Source organism: Pseudomonas sp. PSB11 (assembly GCF_014596605.1).
Taxonomy (GTDB): Bacteria; Pseudomonadota; Gammaproteobacteria; order Pseudomonadales; family Pseudomonadaceae; genus Aquipseudomonas; species Aquipseudomonas umsongensis.
The window spans coordinates 218,126-233,756 of the sequence record NZ_NOIO01000006.1; the positions used below are offsets into that span (position 1 = coordinate 218,126).

Sequence of the window (15,631 nt, forward strand, 5' to 3'; positions counted from 1 at the left end):
TAACTATTTATTTCATCTGGTAGGCTCGGCAGATTACGCCTTCAGTTCATTGCACAAAAGGTACAGTTGATGACGAACATTCACCGCGCTGTTTTCCTCGACCACCCGTCCCTGGACCTGGGCGATCTCGACCTCAGCCCCTTGCGCGCCTGTTTCAGCGAACTGCAGCTGTTTGCCCAGACCCTGCCCGACCAGGTGGTCGAACACCTCAAGGGCGCCACCGTCGCCATCACCAACAAGATCCGGATCGACGCGGCCGCCATCGCCGCCAGCCCCGAACTCAAACTGATCCTGATCAGCGCCACCGGCACCAATAACGTCGACCTCGAGGCCGCCCGAGCCCACGGAGTCACCGTGTGCAACTGCCAGGGGTACGGCACGCCATCGGTGGCACAACACACGATCATGCTACTGCTCAACCTGGCGACGCGCCTGGCCGACTACCAGAAAGCCGTCGGTGAAGGGCGCTGGCAACAGGCCAAACAGTTCTGCCTGCTGGATTACCCGATCGTTGAGCTGCAAGGCAAAACCCTCGGTTTGCTCGGTCACGGCGAATTGGGCGGCGCGGTCGCGCGCCTGGCCGAAGCGTTTGGCATGCGCGTGCTGCTGGGCCAGATTCCGGGTCGCCCTGCCCGGCCAGACCGCTTGCCGCTGGAGCAGCTGCTGCCGCAAATCGACGCGCTGACCCTGCACTGTCCGCTCAACGAACACACCCGTCACTTCATCGGGGCCCGTGAACTGGCGTCGATGAAGGCCGGCGCGTTCGTGGTTAACACCGCCCGCGGCGGCCTGATCGACGAGCAGGCCCTGGCCGATGCCTTGCGCAACGGTCACCTGGGAGGTGCCGCCACCGACGTGCTGAGCGTGGAGCCGCCGGTGAACGGCAATCCACTGCTGGCCCACGATATTCCCCGCCTGATCGTCACCCCACACAACGCCTGGGGCAGTCGCGAAGCGCGGCAACGAATCGTCGGCCAGTTGACCGAAAACGCCCAGGGATACTTCAGCGCTAAGGCGCTGCGGGTCGTCAGTTGATAAACTGCGGCACTTTTTTCCACAGGAGCAGTTATGGATCCGCGCAGTGAAGTACTGCTTCGTCAGGCTGAATTATTCCAGGGTTCGGTGTTGTTGGCCGGTCTGCCCGCCGATGACTTGCTGGGCCGCCTGCCCGACGCCCATGGCTGGAGTTGGCACGCCGGCGATCAGGCCGCGCTGGATGCGCGCTTTGCCGAGCGCAGCCATTTCGGTGTTAATGCACCTGAGCGTGCATTTGATAGCGCCGTAGTGTTTCTACCCAAGTCCAAGGACCTGACCGACTACATCCTCAACGCACTCGCCTCGCGGCTGGCCGGTCGCGAGTTGTACCTGGTCGGAGAGAAAAAAAGCGGTATCGAAGGCGCAGCCAAACAGCTGAACCCGTTCGGCAAACCACGCAAGCTCGACAGTGCGCGGCATTGCCAGCTGTGGCTGGTCACCGTGGCCAACGCACCCGACGCCAAACCGCTGGAAAGCCTGGCCCAGACCTATGAGTTGCCGCTGGCCGAAGGCCCGTTGAAAGTCATCAGCCTGCCAGGCGTGTTCAGCCACGGCCGACTGGATCGCGGCAGTGCGCTGTTGCTGGAGCACCTGGATAAACTGCCAAGCGGCCACTTGCTGGACTTCGGTTGCGGCGCAGGGGTGTTGGGTGCGGCGGTAAAACGTCGTTATCCCCACAACCAGGTCACGTTGCTCGATGTCGACGCCTTTGCCGCTGCCAGCAGTCGCCTGACCCTGGCTGCCAACGGCCTGGAGGCAGATGTCATCACAGGTGACGGCATCGATGCGGCGCCGATGGGATTGAGCGCCATCCTGAGCAACCCACCCTTCCATGTCGGGGTGCATACCGACTATTTCGCCACAGAGAACCTGCTGCGAAAAGCAGCCAAACATCTGAAAAACGGCGGCGAACTCAGGCTTGTAGCCAATAGCTTCCTCAAGTATCAACCGCTGATCGAAGAGCACTTGGGGGTTTGTGCCATCAAGGCCGAAGGACAGGGTTTCCGTATCTACCGTGCCAAACGTGGATAAAACTTTGTGCTTGCGCAATGGATTTTGCCTAGGCAGAATCCGCTCCGTCCTAGGGGAGTAGTCTCCCACGAGCGCCATGCTCGTCCGGCATGCGTCAACATACTTGGTCAACAGGCCATGGCGCATGCGACCCAAGCGTCCGCTTCAGACGGATCGCAGGGTTTGACAAGACCTATGACACGAACACCTTACCCGGGGCGGGAAGGCTGTACGTGTCATAGCCGTGTCGACCCGCCCCTTAGGAAAACCCCTGATGCTGGATTCACTACTGGTCCCCACCGCAATCGTTGCCTTGGCCGAAATCGGCGACAAGACGCAATTGCTCGCGCTCATTCTCGCCGCCCGCTTCCGCAAACCCTGGCCGATCATCGCCGGCATCGTCGCCGCGACCCTGGCCAACCATGCGGCGGCCGGCGCGGTAGGCGCCTGGGTCGGCAGCTTCTTCTCGGATACGATGCTGCACTGGATTCTCGCCGCCAGCTTTGCCGCGACGGCGCTGTGGACCCTGGTGCCGGACAAAATGGACGATGACGAAGCCAGTACCGCCCGCAAGTTCGGACCGTTCCTGACCACGTTGATTGCGTTTTTCCTCGCCGAAATCGGCGACAAGACCCAGATCGCGACCGTGATGCTCGCCGCGCAATACCCTGAACTGTGGCTGGTGATCATCGGCACCACCCTCGGCATGCTGATTGCCAACGTGCCGGTGGTTCTGGCGGGTAACTTTGCCGCGGACAAACTGCCATTGACGTTGATCCGTCGACTGGCCGCGTCGGCGTTTTTCGTCCTGGCGATTGTCGCGGTGTACAAGGCGATGCAGAGCAGCGGGTGGGTTTGACGGCGTAGGTCGGTAGACCGCGTTAACGTTCTTCGTCGGAACGCCGCCCGGAGCAAGCTCGCTCCTACAGATGGAACGCGCTCCCCTGTAGGATCGAGGCTTGCCCGCGAAGGCGGCAGCGGTCTCAATGCATATTTATCAGTGATTCCTGGCCCGCTCGTAAAGCGGCATGACTTTCGGAATCGCCGCCTGCAACGAAGCAATACGACTGGACGAAGCCGGGTGAGTGCTCATGAACTCCGGCGGCGAACCTTCCGAGGCCTTGGCCATCTTGTTCCACAAGGTGATCGCAGCGTTCGGGTCGTAGCCGGCACGGGCGGCCAGCTCGAGACCGATCAGGTCGGCTTCGTTTTCATTGGACCGACTGTTCGGCAAGGTCATGCCGTAGTTGGCCACGGCATCCGCCAGCGCCAGGCTACCCTGGCCCAGGCCAAACAAGGCACCGGCGCCCTGCTTGGCCATTTCGATGCCATAGGCCTTGGACATCGCCTCTCGACCGTGCTCGCGTAGGGCGTGGGCGATTTCGTGACCCAGGATGGCGGCGATTTCGTCGTCGGTCAGCTGCAGCTTGTCCATCAGGCCGGTATAGAAAATGATTTTGCCACCGGGCCCACAATTGGCATTGAGCTCATCGCTCTTGATCAGATTGACTTCCCACTTCCACTGGGCCGAATCCGGACGGAAAACCGGAGCCTGGGCAATCAGCCGATCGGAAATCAACTGGATGCGCTTGGCATCACTGCTGGTCTTGTCCAGCACACCCTTGCTGTTCGCCTCGCCCACCGTATTCTGATAAGACTGGGCGTACATCTGATTGACCTCATCAGTGGACAGCATGCTGAACATGTATTGCTTGCGCTCAACACCCACGGCGCCACCGCTGGTGGTATTGACCGACTGGCAGCCGGCGAGCAGCAGCGCTGCGCCCAGAGCACCTACAACCAAAATCTTGTTCATCGAAAAACTCCATGAAAACTGCCGCCTATCCTAGGCGTGGAAATGTATCGACGCCAGATACACTGGAATTAAGACGTTTTTTTCAGGCAAAGCTCTCATCGACGCAGGAAAAAATTCACAGCCCCGCCCATCCAATGCAGGAGCCGCCGCAGGCTGCGATCTTTTCAACCCGGCGTAAGACACTCCGGCCCATTGAGCTTCGGATCATTGACCATGTTGGCCAGCACCCGCTCACGCAACGCAGCAGGTTCGCTGGCGAGCAACGCTTGCAGGGCATGCAGCGGGGTTTCGGGATCGAGCCAGATTTGCTGCCCCACTTCATCGAGAATCAACGGTCGACGCTGACTCGCCGCCGGTTGCGTGATCACCGCCGTGCTCAGCCACACCTGTTCCTGCACCGGATAGGCCTCCCAGATGGCGGCAAAAAACAACGATGAGCCCTCCCCCGGTGTCAGCCAGTACGGCCGCTTGCGAGTGGTGCCGCGCCATTCGTAGAAACCGTTGGCCGGCAACAGGCAGCGGCGCTCGCGCAAGGCTTGGCGAAACATCGGCTGTTCGGCGACGGTTTCGGCCCGCGCATGGGCCGGAGTGCGGGACAAGTCGGTCAGCCACGGCGGGGTCAGGCCCCAGCGGGCACGGGCCAGTTCACGCTGCCCGTGCGGACCTGCCCGCAGCATCAGCACCGAATCGTTGGGAGAAATGTTCCACTGGGCCTGCTGATCGGCCGGAAAACCTGGCAGGGTCGCGAAGTCGCGATTCCAGCGAAACAGGGCATAACGTCCACACATGGGGATGCACGACTCTTGATCAAACGAACGCCAGCCTAACAGACCAGCGTGCCGGGAAAGCTGTCCGGTTCATCGCCAGACAGCGGCAGCGCAGCATTGTACGCAGTGATCAGCTCACGGGCGTATTCAGCCTGGTCATTTTCCACCGCCAGTCCCAGCAGGCCGAAGATCGGCAATTCACCCGTGGCGCCCACCAGATCGCGCCCTACCAGGTGCGCCTCGACACCCTCGCTGGCGAGCATGCCCTGCAGCAACTCGCCTTCCATCAGGTTTTCCGGTTCGTAGATTCGCTGCATGGGCGCCTCTCACTCGTTTTCACTGAAGACCTCAAGAAACCAATCCTCTCCGTGAACCTGCAACACGAACGTGATCGGCCGACAACATACCTGACAGTCCTCGATATAGGTCTGATCGCCGCCGGACAAGTCCACCGTCGTTTCGACTTCTTCACCACAATACGGACATTCATACTGCGCAGATTCCAGCATCGCGGTCTCCCAGGTGACTTGTGCGTATAATCGCCGGTCTATTTGCAGGGCTATTTTTGTCTGGCTACTTTTTCAGACCGTGCCCTGCTGGTTTTCGATCAAAACCTTTACTTACCCTAGCCGTTTCTAACAAGAGAGCATGATGGGCGAATTCGATGCCATCCGACCTTACGACGATAGCGAAGTCCCAGCGGTGCTGGCACGACTGCTCGGCGACAAGGCGTTTCTAGATATCCTCACCCACTTCCGCTTTCCGCGTTTTGCCGGCGCCTTAGGCTGGGCGCTCAAACCCCTTATAGCTCATCGGCTACGCCGTGAGTTCGCCGGTATCACGTCGGTGGCCACCCTGCAGGACAAAGTCGAGTACTACGTAGACCACACGATCGAGCGCGCCACGGACGGTGTGACGTATACCGGCGTGGAGCAATTCAAGTCCGGCAGTGCCTATCTGTTCATCGCCAACCACCGCGACATCGTGATGGACCCGGCCTTCGTCAATTACGCCGTGTACCACGCCGGCCTGCCGACCCCGCGCATCGCCATCGGTGACAACCTGCTGCAAAAGCCCTTTGTCAGCGATCTCATGCGCTTGAACAAGAGCTTCATCGTGCACCGTTCGATCACCGGACGTCGCGAGAAGATGGCGGCGTACCAACTGCTGTCGGCGTACATCAATCATTCGATCCGCAACGATTGCGCCTCGATCTGGATCGCCCAGGCCGAAGGCCGTGCCAAGGACGGCGACGACCGCACCGAGTCGGCGATCCTGAAGATGTTCCACATGAGCCGCAAGGACGAGCCGTTCGGCGAGGTCATCCGCTCGCTGAACCTGACCCCCGTGTCGATCAGCTACGAGTACGACCCCTGCGACCAGGCCAAAGCCCGCGAACTCTACATCCGCGCCACCACCGGCAGCTACACCAAGGCTCCGGGCGAGGATGACGTGAGCATCGCCAAGGGCATCACCGGCTACAAGGGCCGGGTGCACGTGAACTTTGCGGCACCCATCACCGAGTTGTTCGAAGACACCAAGCAATTGGCGATCGAGATGGACAAGCAGATCCTTGGCGGTTACCGCTTGTTCCCGGTGCACTACCTGGCCTACGCCCAATGGCAAGGTGCCGATCCGCAACTGCAGGTGCCAAGCGCCAGCAAGCTGTTCCCGGCCGACGAACTGGCCAAGGCTCAGGAACAATGGCAGCAACGCCTGGATGCCTGCCCCGAGGAGCATCGCCCGTACCTGGTGCTGCAATATGCGAACCCGGTGCGCAATCAGTATCGGGTCAAGGCTGGATTGCCGCTTTAACTGATTGTGGCGAGGGGATTCATCCCCGTTGGACTGCGAAGCAGTCCCAAAACCTGTGACTGCGATATTTCTGATTCATCGCATTCTCAGGGTTTGCGGCTGCTTCGCAGCCGAACGGGGATAAATCCCCTCGCCACAAAAGAACCCTTCACCACACCCCCCTCACCACAATGATTCAGACGCGCGTACTGATCCAGGATACGAGCAGCGCCAAACTGAGGCAGGCAAAACCGAAGCGATAGAAAAAACGATTCATGCGCAGGGTTGCCCAATCCAGCGTCGGTTCCTGACTTGGACTGCTCTGGCGCTGCGCCTGGAGACTGGCCATCGCGCGCTGTTCGCGGCGACGCGTGGCGTGCAGCAGCCAACTGCCCGGGAAGGCCAGCAGCAAAGCCAGCAAATTGATCAATTTTGCGGGATGGGCGGTAAACAGCGTCATCAAATGCAGCGACATTACGAACCTCAAACAAAACAGGTAGGGCAGACGCCGACCGACGACCGCGGCCGTGATTCTACCGAATGCCTTGCAGCCTTCCCTGTCTTTCCGACAATTAACGCCGTTTTGCTCAAGACCGCCTGCGATCCTTTTGTAGGAGCTGCCGCAGGCTGCGATCTTTTGACTTTGCTTTTGGGGGATTTGGAACTGCCGAAGATCAAGGTCAAAAGATCGTCCGAACGCGGCCCGAACCTTCGGCAGCTCCTACGGGGCTCGCATTACTCGCCGAGAACCTGACCCACGGTTGGATCCTTGAACAAGCGGGTCAACGCATCGCTCAACACGTCGCTGACCAGCTTGGTGTTGGTTTCCTGGTTGGGTGCCATGCCAAAACGCTGGTCGAGGGACGCGCCGTAGCGACCGCTGTAGCGACGGTTGGCATTCTGTACATCGGAACGGAACGTCGCCCCAATGGTTGCCTCGGTCACGTACATCCCTTCTTTCGGCGACTGGTACTTCAATTCGGCCAGGGTCACGGTGATTTGTGGCGCGTTCAGCGCATTCGCCGTCGGGGTAAAGCCCAGCAAACGCACGGCCGCTTCAGCCTGCGCCTGCAGTTTCGGGAGGATCTGCGCGCCCTGCACGGTAATCGCGCTGGTCTCCGGGTACAGGCCGCCACGGGTGCCCAGGGTTGGCGACGGGCGCCCGTCGACCACTCGCACCACCACCGGCTGGCCGTGGCCAACCGGCGCCAATTGAGCCGTCAGCTTGGGTTCCGGGTTCAGTTGTTGCGGGCTGTGGGCGCAGCCGACCAACGTCAAGCTGGTCACAGTGATCAAACCGAACAACAGGCGTTGCAACATTCTCTTCTCTCCAGAATCAGGCACTAACAGGTCCGCAGTATAGCGGTGCGCCGCTGCAGCGAACCAGCGCAACCAGTGCAGAAAATTCTGACAAAACTTTCAGAAACCCCTTCGTGTCACGCAACTGTCACCCTCCCTACACTTGCACGTAACGGCTCACTGCGATTCTTGATAACAGTCACTCAGAAGGTACTTTGCCATGCGCTTTCTCGTTTCGCTGTTCGCCCCACGCCCAAGGCACCGCAGCTTTGCCCTGCTCGACAGCAACGGGCATTGCCAGGCATTCAAGCAGTGCAGCCTCCAGCCCATGGGCGATGGCTGGGTCGAAATCGAAGAAATTCGCCTCAACTGGTTGCACCAACCGCTGCCCGCCAGTGCGCGTGTCAGCCAGTCCCCATCGCGCTCACGGGTACAAAACCTGATGGCGACCTGACCAGACGCCTAATAAAAGTCATTAAACACGACCAATTCCCTGCGTTTCTTCGCTACAATCTCCCCCCGATTATAAGGACGTCTCCTGATCGGGCCTCGCAGCATCGTCAATGCTTCGGTTTTGGCACCCCGCACCGCCCACAGAGAGCCGCCCACACAGATCGAGTGAAGCTGGCGCGCTTGCTGTTCCTCAAGCACAACCTCCACTTTTCGCGAATCTGCAGAGCTGTCATTACGCTCGGTCACTGAGCTGTTTGCCCGTATTGCCTGCCTGGGTTCCCCCTGGCGACCAATCATCCGGGCACGGTGCCAGGCTGGGACAGCCCTTTTTTGAGGTTCACGTCTTCAAAAGAGCGTGAAAAAAACGGGTTTTCACAACTTCACAAGAGTGTGGCGAGCAAATGAATAGTTTTGCGTCTGAATATGCACCATTAGCGTCCAGTACAGCCCAACGACACAGGACCGAGTACACCTCGAATACCGGAGCCTGAAGCCTGTCCGCTACGGATTTGGTTGCACAAGCGGATGTATCGACCATAAGTCGAATTGCCAGTCGCACGTTGAAATGAGTTCATGGGACTCTTATTAGACCCGGCAGGTAGCGTCCGTCGAAGTTGCGAAAAATTGCGAAGATTCGGACATGGCGATCCTGCCATGGGTACCTGGGGCAACACAGACACGCCCCGTCACTCCTGGCAGCCATGCCGTCAATTTGGTGCTGCAGATTTTGGAGACGCGTTAAATGGCGCATAACGAAGCAGTCGACGTAGTACTGGTAGGGGCCGGCATCATGAGCGCCACCCTCGCGGTACTGCTCAAAGAGCTCGACCCCGCGATCAAGCTGGAAGTCGTCGAGCTGATGGATTCCGGTGCCGCGGAGAGTTCCAACCCGTGGAACAACGCCGGTACCGGTCACGCCGGCCTGTGCGAGCTGAACTACACGCCGCAGGCTGCCGATGGCACCGTCGACATCAAGAAAGCCGTGCACATCAACACCCAGTTCGAGGTGTCGAAGCAATTCTGGTCATACCTGACCAAGAAAGGCACGTTCGGCTCGTGCAAATCCTTCATCAGCCCGGTGCCACACCTGAGTTTCGTGCAGGGCGAGAGCGGCGTGTCGTTCCTCAAGGAACGCTTCAACGTGCTGCATAAGCACCACGCCTTCGCCGACATGGAATATACCGAAGACAAGGCCAAGATGGCCGAGTGGATGCCGCTGATGATGCCGGGGCGCGATCCTGGCGAAATTCTTGCGGCCACTCGCGTGATCAACGGTACCGACGTCAACTTCGGTGCCCTGACCAACCAGTTGCTCAAGCACCTGACCAGCGCTCCCGATGCCCAGGTCAAATACTGCAAGCGCGTAACCGGCCTCAAGCGCAACAACGGCGGCTGGACCGTCAGCATCAAGGACGTCAACAGCGGCAACAGCCGTGAAGTCGACGCCAAGTTCGTCTTCCTCGGTGCGGGTGGCGCGGCATTGCCGCTGTTGCAGGCTTCGGGCATCGAAGAGAGCAAAGGCTTCGGCGGTTTCCCGATCAGTGGCCAATGGCTGCGTTGCGACAACCCGGAAGTGGTCAAGCACCACCAGGCCAAGGTCTACAGCCAGGCTGCCGTGGGCTCGCCACCGATGTCCGTCCCACACCTGGACACCCGCGTCGTCGACGGCAAGAAATCCCTGCTGTTCGGACCATACGCCGGTTTCACCACCAAGTTCCTCAAGCACGGCTCCTTCATGGACCTGCCGATGTCGGTTCGCGCTGGCAACATCGGCCCGATGCTGGCGGTGGCGAAAAACAACATGGACCTGACCAAGTACCTGGTCAGCGAAGTAATGCAGTCGATGGAGCAGCGCCTGGAGTCCCTGCGTCGCTTCTACCCTGAAGCGAAAGCCGAAGATTGGCGCCTGGAAGTGGCCGGCCAACGGGTGCAGATCATCAAGAAAGACCCGAAAAAAGGCGGCGTCCTGCAATTCGGTACCGAACTGGTCGCGGCCAAGGACGGTTCCCTTGCCGCCCTGCTCGGCGCCTCGCCAGGTGCTTCGGTAACGGTTTCGATCATGTTGGAACTGATCGAAAAATGCTTCCCGGGCAAAGCCAAGGGTGAATGGGCTGCCAAGCTGGCAGAGATCTTCCCGGCGCGGGAGAAAGTCCTCGAAACCGACGCGGCGCTGTATCGCAAGATCAACACGCAGAACAACGTCGCCCTGGAACTGGTTGAAGCCAGCAGCGAGACTGAAAGCTACGCTTGATCCGGCCCCATGAAAAACGCCCCGTCCATCATTGATGGCGGGGCGTTTTTTTATGCCGGATGAAACGAATATCGCTGTTCCACCTGACTTTGTGGCGAGGTTCGCCACAGATGGATCAGCCGCGCGCCTTTTCGATCAGCTCGATGTATTCCTGTGCATTGCGCTGATCCTGGATCAGTGCGATGAAGGTTTTGCCATGTTCGTCCTTGCCGTTCACGTCATAACCGGCCTCGACAAAGAACGTCAGGAAACGCTCGAAGTCGTCGATCCGCAGACCACGGTACGCCTTGATCAGCTTGTGCAGGGACGGAGAAGTCGCGTCGACCGGTTCGAAATCGAGGAACAACTTGATCTGCTCATCGCCGATCTCGTCACCAATCACTTGTTTCTTATCTTTACGCATTGCCGACTCCAGCTCGCAGACATTTCACGGGGCGGGCAGTTTACCCCTGCGCGGGCGCCGGGCTCAACGCGGACGAACAGCTCCGGTGTGCAGATCGGCCCAGATGTGGCCGTTGGCGTAGCTGAGGAACTGGCAATACACCGTGTCGTTACGCAACAAGTCCATGATCACCCGGTATTGAGCCTGCGGGTAAAAAAGCGTCAGCGTCTTGCTCTTGTCGTCGTAGAGCGGTTTTTTCAGGCTTTTGCTTTCGCCATCGAAATTGACCAGCACCTGACTGATGGTCGCCCCCTTGTTCAAGGATTTGCCCTTGAGGCGGATCATCAGCGGCGAGGTGACGGGGATCGGCTGCTGGCTGGACTGACGCTGACTGCCGACCACCACCGAATACTCGGTGACTTGCAGCAGTTGTTGCTGCTCTGGTTGCGCATCACGCAGGGCCAAGTCGTCCGGCGGCAGGAATTGAGCGTGCATGGGCACGGGGGCGGCGGCCAGGGGCAGGCTGAGGGTCAGCAACAGGGCGGCGCAGCAACGGATCAACAGGTTCATGAAAAGCTCCAAGTGATCAATCGAACTGCGCGCGCATCCAGGCCTGATACTCGGCAACACCGGGTTCGCCTTCACGTGGCGCCCAGTGCGCCAGTTCACCTTCGCCCACCGGGCGATAGGGACCCGCCTTGCACTCGAACATCAGGCTATCGGCTTCGAGCACCACCAGCCCGTGGAACACGCCCGTAGGCAAATCCACGCCGACACAGTCGCCACCGGCCTGCAGGACCGTCTTGCTCAGGACTGCGCCCGACTCATCGAAGATCAATACGCCCAGCCGCCCCTTGAGCACCAGCAAGGTTTCAGCCTTGTTGTCGCCCAGGTGACGATGAGGCGGGATATACGTCGAGGGTTGCAAGCCCACGGCCATGCGATGGCAGGCGTCTTCCATCTGGTGGAAGTTGTGATGCTGGCGTCCACGAGGGTTGGCCGCCGCTTTCTCGGCCAATTCGGCGAACAGGGTGTGGTCAAGAAAGCGAGGCGAGGTCATGTCTTACATTCCTTTAACGGCAAAAATCCCGTTGGCGTTGCGCCAGTAGCCTTTGTAGTCCATGCCGTAGCCGAAGATGTAACGGTCGATGCACGGCAAACCGACGAAATCCGCCTTCAGGTCCGGACGAGCCTTGCGGTCGTGGTCTTTGTCGATCAGCACGGCAGTGTGCACTTTACGCGCGCCAGCGTGCTTGCAGAAGTCGATGATGGCACCCAGGGTGTGACCTTCGTCAAGGATATCGTCGATGATCAGCACGTCTCGGTCGATGAACGACACTTCAGGCTTGGCTTTCCAGAACAGTTCGCCGCCGCTGGTTTCGTTGCGATAGCGGGTGGCGTGCAGGTAGGAGGCTTCCAGCGGGAATTGCAGATGGGTGAGCAGTTTGCCGGAGAAAATCAACCCGCCGTTCATCACGCAGAACACCACCGGATTGCTGTCCGCCAATTGTTCGTTGATTTGCGCACCGACACGGGCGATGGCCGCCTCGACTTCAGCTTCGGTGTACAGGCAGTCAGCCTCTCGCATGATTTGACGGATATGCTCGAGATCAGCGGACATGGCGCTCTCCAGGGGGGGCAGTTTCGGAAAAGTCGGCAAAGGTACGCATCAAGTGAGGCCAGATCAAGCGATTGTGGACTAACGTACTCTATGTCTATAGGACATCACCCTCGGATAGATTAATCTAGCCCGGTTTTTTTGCCCGCCGCCGGAGCCTTTCCCATGCCCATCCTCGAGATCCGCCACCCGCTGATCCGTCACAAACTTGGCCTAATGCGCCGCGCAGACATCAGCACGAAGAATTTCCGCGAGCTCGCTCAGGAAGTCGGCGCCCTGCTGACCTATGAAGCCACCAAAGACCTGCCGCTGGAAACCTACGATATCGAAGGTTGGTGCGGCACCGTGTCGGTCGAGAAAATCGCCGGCAAGAAAATTACCGTCGTGCCGATCCTGCGTGCCGGTATCGGCATGCTCGAAGGCGTGCTGAGACTGATCCCGGGCGCCAAAGTCAGCGCCGTGGGCGTGGCCCGCAACGAGGAAACCCTCGAAGCCCACACCTACCTCGAGAAGCTGGTACCGGAAATCGACGAACGCCTGGCGATGATCATCGACCCGATGCTCGCTACCGGCGGCTCGATGGTTGCCACCATCGACCTGCTGAAAAAAGCCGGTTGCAAGGACATCCGCGCCATGGTCCTGGTTGCTGCACCAGAAGGTATTGCCGTGGTCGAGAAAGCTCACCCGGACGTGATCATCTACACCGCGTCCATTGACCAGAAGCTCAACGAACACGGTTACATCATCCCGGGCCTGGGCGATGCGGGCGACAAGATCTTCGGCACCAAGCAGAAGGACGCGTGAGCATGCAGCAAGAGTTCAACGATCCGCTCTGGCGCACGGTGCTGTCTGGCGCCCAGATGCTGTTCGTGGCCTTCGGCGCCCTGGTGTTGATGCCGCTGATCACGGGGCTCGACCCCAACGTGGCACTGTTCACCGCAGGCCTGGGGACGATATTGTTCCAGGTCGTCACCGGGCGCCAGGTGCCGGTGTTCCTGGCATCGAGCTTCGCGTTCATCACCCCGATCATTCTCGCCAAGGGCCAGTTCGGCCTCGCTGCGACCATGGGCGGCGTGATGGCGGCCGGTTTTGTCTATACGTTCCTCGGCCTGGCAGTGAAAATCAAAGGCACCGGCTTCATTGATCGCCTGCTGCCACCGGTGGTGATTGGCCCGGTGATCATCTCCATCGGCCTGGCAATGGCGCCGATCGCCGCCAACATGGCGATGGGCAAGGCCGGCGATGGTAGTGAATTGATTCATTACCAGACGGCGATGCTGATCTCGATGCCGGCGTTGCTGACCACCCTGATCGTCGCAGTGTTCGGCAAAGGCATTTTCCGCCTGGTGCCGATCATTTCCGGCGTCTTCGTCGGGTTTGCCATGTCGTTCTACTTTGGCGTGGTCGATACCGCGAAAATTGCCGCTGCACCATGGTTCGCCATTCCCCACTTCACCGCGCCAGAATTCAACTGGCAGGCGATCCTGTTCATCGTTCCGGTAGCCCTGGCCCCAGCCATCGAGCACATTGGCGGCGTGATCGCCGTGGGTAGCGTGACCGGTCGCGATTACTTGAAGAAGCCTGGCCTGCATCGCACCCTGCTGGGCGATGGCATTGCCACCACCGCCGCCGGCCTGTTCGGCGGTCCGCCCAACACCACCTATGCCGAAGTGACGGGCGCGGTGATGCTGACCAAGAACTACAATCCGAAAATCATGACCTGGGCGGCGATCTTCGCCATTAGCCTGGCGTTCATCGGCAAATTCGGTGCGCTGCTGCAAAGCATTCCGGTACCCGTGATGGGCGGGATTCTCTGCTTGTTGTTCGGCTCGATTGCGGCCGTGGGGATGAACACGTTGATTCGCCACAAGATCGACCTGGGTGAAGCACGCAACCTGGTGATCGTCTCGGTGACGCTGGTGTTCGGTATTGGCGGCGTGCTGGTCGGCACGGGCACAGGCCCGGACGATTTCGGCCTCAAAGGCATCGCGCTGTGCGCGGTGGTGGCGATTGCGCTGAACCTGATCCTGCCCGGCAATGACAGCTGGAAGCACAAGAAGGCGCAAGATCCGCTGTTGTAATGCCTTGAGTTCATCACCGTCGATGAAATAGCTTTCGCGAGCAGGCTCGCTCCCACAGAGGAGATCAATTGTGGGAGCGAGCCTGCTCGCGAAGCTTTTAAAGCACCAGCGGTGCTCGCTCGCACAACGCGCTCAACGCCTTCGCCCACTGCGGATCATCATTGAGGCACGGCACCAGCACCAACTCCTCCCCTCCCGCCTCGCGGAACTGCTCCAGCCCCCGATCGCCGATTTCTTCCAGCGTCTCGATACAATCGGCCACGAATGCCGGGCACATCACCAGCACCTTTTTCACGCCGCTTTTGCCAAGCTCATCCAGGCGAGCCTCGGTGTAGGGTTCGATCCACTTGGCGCGCCCAAGGCGCGACTGGAACGACACCGACCATTTGTCGTCCGGCAATCCCATGCGCTTGGCGAACTCGGATGCCGTGCGCAGGCATTGGGCGCGGTAGCAGGTCGCCAATACTTCTGGCGAAGCGGTCTGGCAGCAATCAGTGCTTTTGAAGCAATGGTGACCGGTAGGGTCGATCTTGCTCAGGTGCCGCTCCGGTAATCCATGGAAGCTCAACAACAGGTGATCGTAACCCTGCAGCAAATACGGGTTGGCGCTGGCCACCAGCGCGTTGAGGTATTCCGGTTGATCGTAGAACGGCTGGAGAATCGAAAACTGCACATCCAGCCGCTTCTCGCGCACCACTCGCTTGGCCTCCTCGATCACCGTGGTCACGGTGCTGTCGGCGAACTGTGGATAGAGGGGTGCGAGGGTGACCTTCTTGTGCCCTTGGGCAGCCAGGCGTACCAATGTCGATTCAATCGATGGCTCGCCATAACGCATTGCCAATTCCACCGGGCCGTGATGCCACTGCTCAGTCATAGCCTGTTGCAAGCGACGGCTGAGCACCACCAACGGTGAACCCTCGTCCCACCAGATCGATGCGTAGGCATGCGCCGACTGTTCGGGGCGCTTGATCAGAATCAGCGAAACCAGCAAGCGTCGCACCGGCCATGGCAGGTCGATCACATACGGGTCCATCAAAAATTGATTGAGGTAACTGCGCACATCCGCCACCGAAGTGGAAGCCGGTGAGCCCAGGTTGACCAGAAGCAACGCGTGATCGGTCATG

The 15,631-nt window shown here is 59.6% G+C and carries 19 protein-coding genes and 1 riboswitch; of the genes, 8 read left to right on the forward strand and 11 right to left on the reverse strand.

The window, feature by feature from the left end:
* The first annotated feature begins 69 nt into the window (after positions 1–69).
* The 3 genes from CGA21_RS10440 (at position 70) to CGA21_RS10450 (ending at position 2,905) form a co-directional block, all read left to right on the forward strand.
* Entirely contained in the window at positions 70–1,035 is a 966-nt protein-coding gene (locus CGA21_RS10440; RefSeq protein ID WP_110751558.1) for a 2-hydroxyacid dehydrogenase, read from the forward strand.
* 33 nt (positions 1,036–1,068) lie between these two features.
* On the forward strand, positions 1,069–2,067 hold the full coding sequence (locus tag CGA21_RS10445) for a class I SAM-dependent methyltransferase (RefSeq protein WP_083349743.1): 999 nt from the start codon (positions 1,069–1,071) through the stop codon (positions 2,065–2,067).
* A 40-nt stretch (positions 2,068–2,107) separates the two neighbouring features.
* Positions 2,108–2,230, forward strand: a riboswitch (yybP-ykoY riboswitch).
* Between the two features lie 90 nt (positions 2,231–2,320).
* Positions 2,321–2,905: a TMEM165/GDT1 family protein gene (locus tag CGA21_RS10450; protein ID WP_020799770.1), complete on the forward strand. Its 585-nt coding sequence runs from the start codon at positions 2,321–2,323 to the stop codon at positions 2,903–2,905.
* A gap of 138 nt (positions 2,906–3,043) precedes the next feature.
* Here CGA21_RS10450 and CGA21_RS10455 read toward each other — a convergent pair whose 3' ends face one another.
* The 4 genes from CGA21_RS10455 to CGA21_RS10470 form a co-directional block, all read right to left on the reverse strand.
* Entirely contained in the window at positions 3,044–3,862 is an 819-nt protein-coding gene (locus CGA21_RS10455; RefSeq protein WP_110751556.1) for a M48 family metallopeptidase, read from the reverse strand.
* Positions 3,863–4,026: 164 nt separating this feature from the next.
* Entirely contained in the window at positions 4,027–4,650 is a 624-nt protein-coding gene (locus CGA21_RS10460) for an SOS response-associated peptidase (RefSeq protein WP_110751554.1), read from the reverse strand.
* A gap of 35 nt (positions 4,651–4,685) precedes the next feature.
* On the reverse strand, positions 4,686–4,946 hold the full coding sequence (locus CGA21_RS10465; protein WP_020799767.1) for a putative signal transducing protein: 261 nt from the start codon (positions 4,944–4,946) through the stop codon (positions 4,686–4,688).
* Positions 4,947–4,955: 9 nt separating this feature from the next.
* A complete protein-coding gene (locus tag CGA21_RS10470) occupies positions 4,956–5,138 on the reverse strand; it encodes a CPXCG motif-containing cysteine-rich protein (RefSeq protein ID WP_110751552.1) in 183 nt (60 codons plus the stop codon).
* A gap of 139 nt (positions 5,139–5,277) precedes the next feature.
* Here CGA21_RS10470 and CGA21_RS10475 point away from each other — a divergent pair, with 139 nt between their 5' ends.
* Positions 5,278–6,444: a 1-acyl-sn-glycerol-3-phosphate acyltransferase gene (locus tag CGA21_RS10475; protein WP_020799765.1), complete on the forward strand. Its 1,167-nt coding sequence runs from the start codon at positions 5,278–5,280 to the stop codon at positions 6,442–6,444.
* 175 nt (positions 6,445–6,619) lie between these two features.
* Here the strand turns inward: CGA21_RS10475 and CGA21_RS10480 are convergent, their stop codons facing one another.
* Together CGA21_RS10480 and CGA21_RS10485 are read right to left on the reverse strand one after the other, a co-directional pair.
* Complete coding sequence (locus CGA21_RS10480; RefSeq protein WP_110751551.1) at positions 6,620–6,898, reverse strand: hypothetical protein; 279 nt, start codon at positions 6,896–6,898, stop codon at positions 6,620–6,622.
* A 260-nt stretch (positions 6,899–7,158) separates the two neighbouring features.
* Positions 7,159–7,743, reverse strand: a complete 585-nt coding sequence (locus CGA21_RS10485; protein ID WP_008060219.1) for a YajG family lipoprotein — start codon at positions 7,741–7,743, stop codon at positions 7,159–7,161.
* Between the two features lie 199 nt (positions 7,744–7,942).
* Between CGA21_RS10485 and CGA21_RS10490 the strand changes: the two genes are divergently transcribed.
* Both CGA21_RS10490 and mqo read left to right on the forward strand, forming a co-directional pair.
* Positions 7,943–8,176, forward strand: a complete 234-nt coding sequence (locus CGA21_RS10490; RefSeq protein ID WP_188264160.1) for a hypothetical protein — start codon at positions 7,943–7,945, stop codon at positions 8,174–8,176.
* A 741-nt stretch (positions 8,177–8,917) separates the two neighbouring features.
* Positions 8,918–10,426, forward strand: coding sequence for a malate dehydrogenase (quinone) (gene mqo, locus CGA21_RS10495; protein WP_110751545.1), 1,509 nt, complete (start codon positions 8,918–8,920; stop codon positions 10,424–10,426).
* 115 nt (positions 10,427–10,541) lie between these two features.
* On the opposite strand, the gene CGA21_RS10500 is transcribed toward mqo, so the two are convergent.
* The 4 genes from CGA21_RS10500 to CGA21_RS10515 all read right to left on the reverse strand — a co-directional run bounded on the left by CGA21_RS10500 (position 10,542) and on the right by CGA21_RS10515 (position 12,429).
* Positions 10,542–10,829, reverse strand: coding sequence for a PA4642 family protein (locus CGA21_RS10500; protein ID WP_110751543.1), 288 nt, complete (start codon positions 10,827–10,829; stop codon positions 10,542–10,544).
* 63 nt (positions 10,830–10,892) lie between these two features.
* On the reverse strand, positions 10,893–11,378 hold the full coding sequence (locus CGA21_RS10505; protein WP_110751541.1) for a hypothetical protein: 486 nt from the start codon (positions 11,376–11,378) through the stop codon (positions 10,893–10,895).
* A 16-nt stretch (positions 11,379–11,394) separates the two neighbouring features.
* On the reverse strand, positions 11,395–11,868 hold the full coding sequence (locus CGA21_RS10510) for a WbuC family cupin fold metalloprotein (RefSeq protein ID WP_020799759.1): 474 nt from the start codon (positions 11,866–11,868) through the stop codon (positions 11,395–11,397).
* 3 nt (positions 11,869–11,871) lie between these two features.
* Positions 11,872–12,429, reverse strand: coding sequence for a hypoxanthine-guanine phosphoribosyltransferase (locus CGA21_RS10515; protein WP_020799757.1), 558 nt, complete (start codon positions 12,427–12,429; stop codon positions 11,872–11,874).
* Between the two features lie 162 nt (positions 12,430–12,591).
* Here CGA21_RS10515 and upp point away from each other — a divergent pair, with 162 nt between their 5' ends.
* Complete coding sequence (gene upp, locus CGA21_RS10520; protein ID WP_188264161.1) at positions 12,592–13,230, forward strand: uracil phosphoribosyltransferase; 639 nt, start codon at positions 12,592–12,594, stop codon at positions 13,228–13,230.
* 2 nt (positions 13,231–13,232) lie between these two features.
* Positions 13,233–14,507, forward strand: coding sequence for a uracil-xanthine permease family protein (locus CGA21_RS10525; RefSeq protein WP_020799756.1), 1,275 nt, complete (start codon positions 13,233–13,235; stop codon positions 14,505–14,507).
* 97 nt (positions 14,508–14,604) lie between these two features.
* Here CGA21_RS10525 and hemH read toward each other — a convergent pair whose 3' ends face one another.
* Positions 14,605–15,630, reverse strand: a complete 1,026-nt coding sequence (gene hemH / locus CGA21_RS10530; protein ID WP_110751539.1) for a ferrochelatase — start codon at positions 15,628–15,630, stop codon at positions 14,605–14,607.
* Position 15,631: the final 1 nt, after the last annotated feature.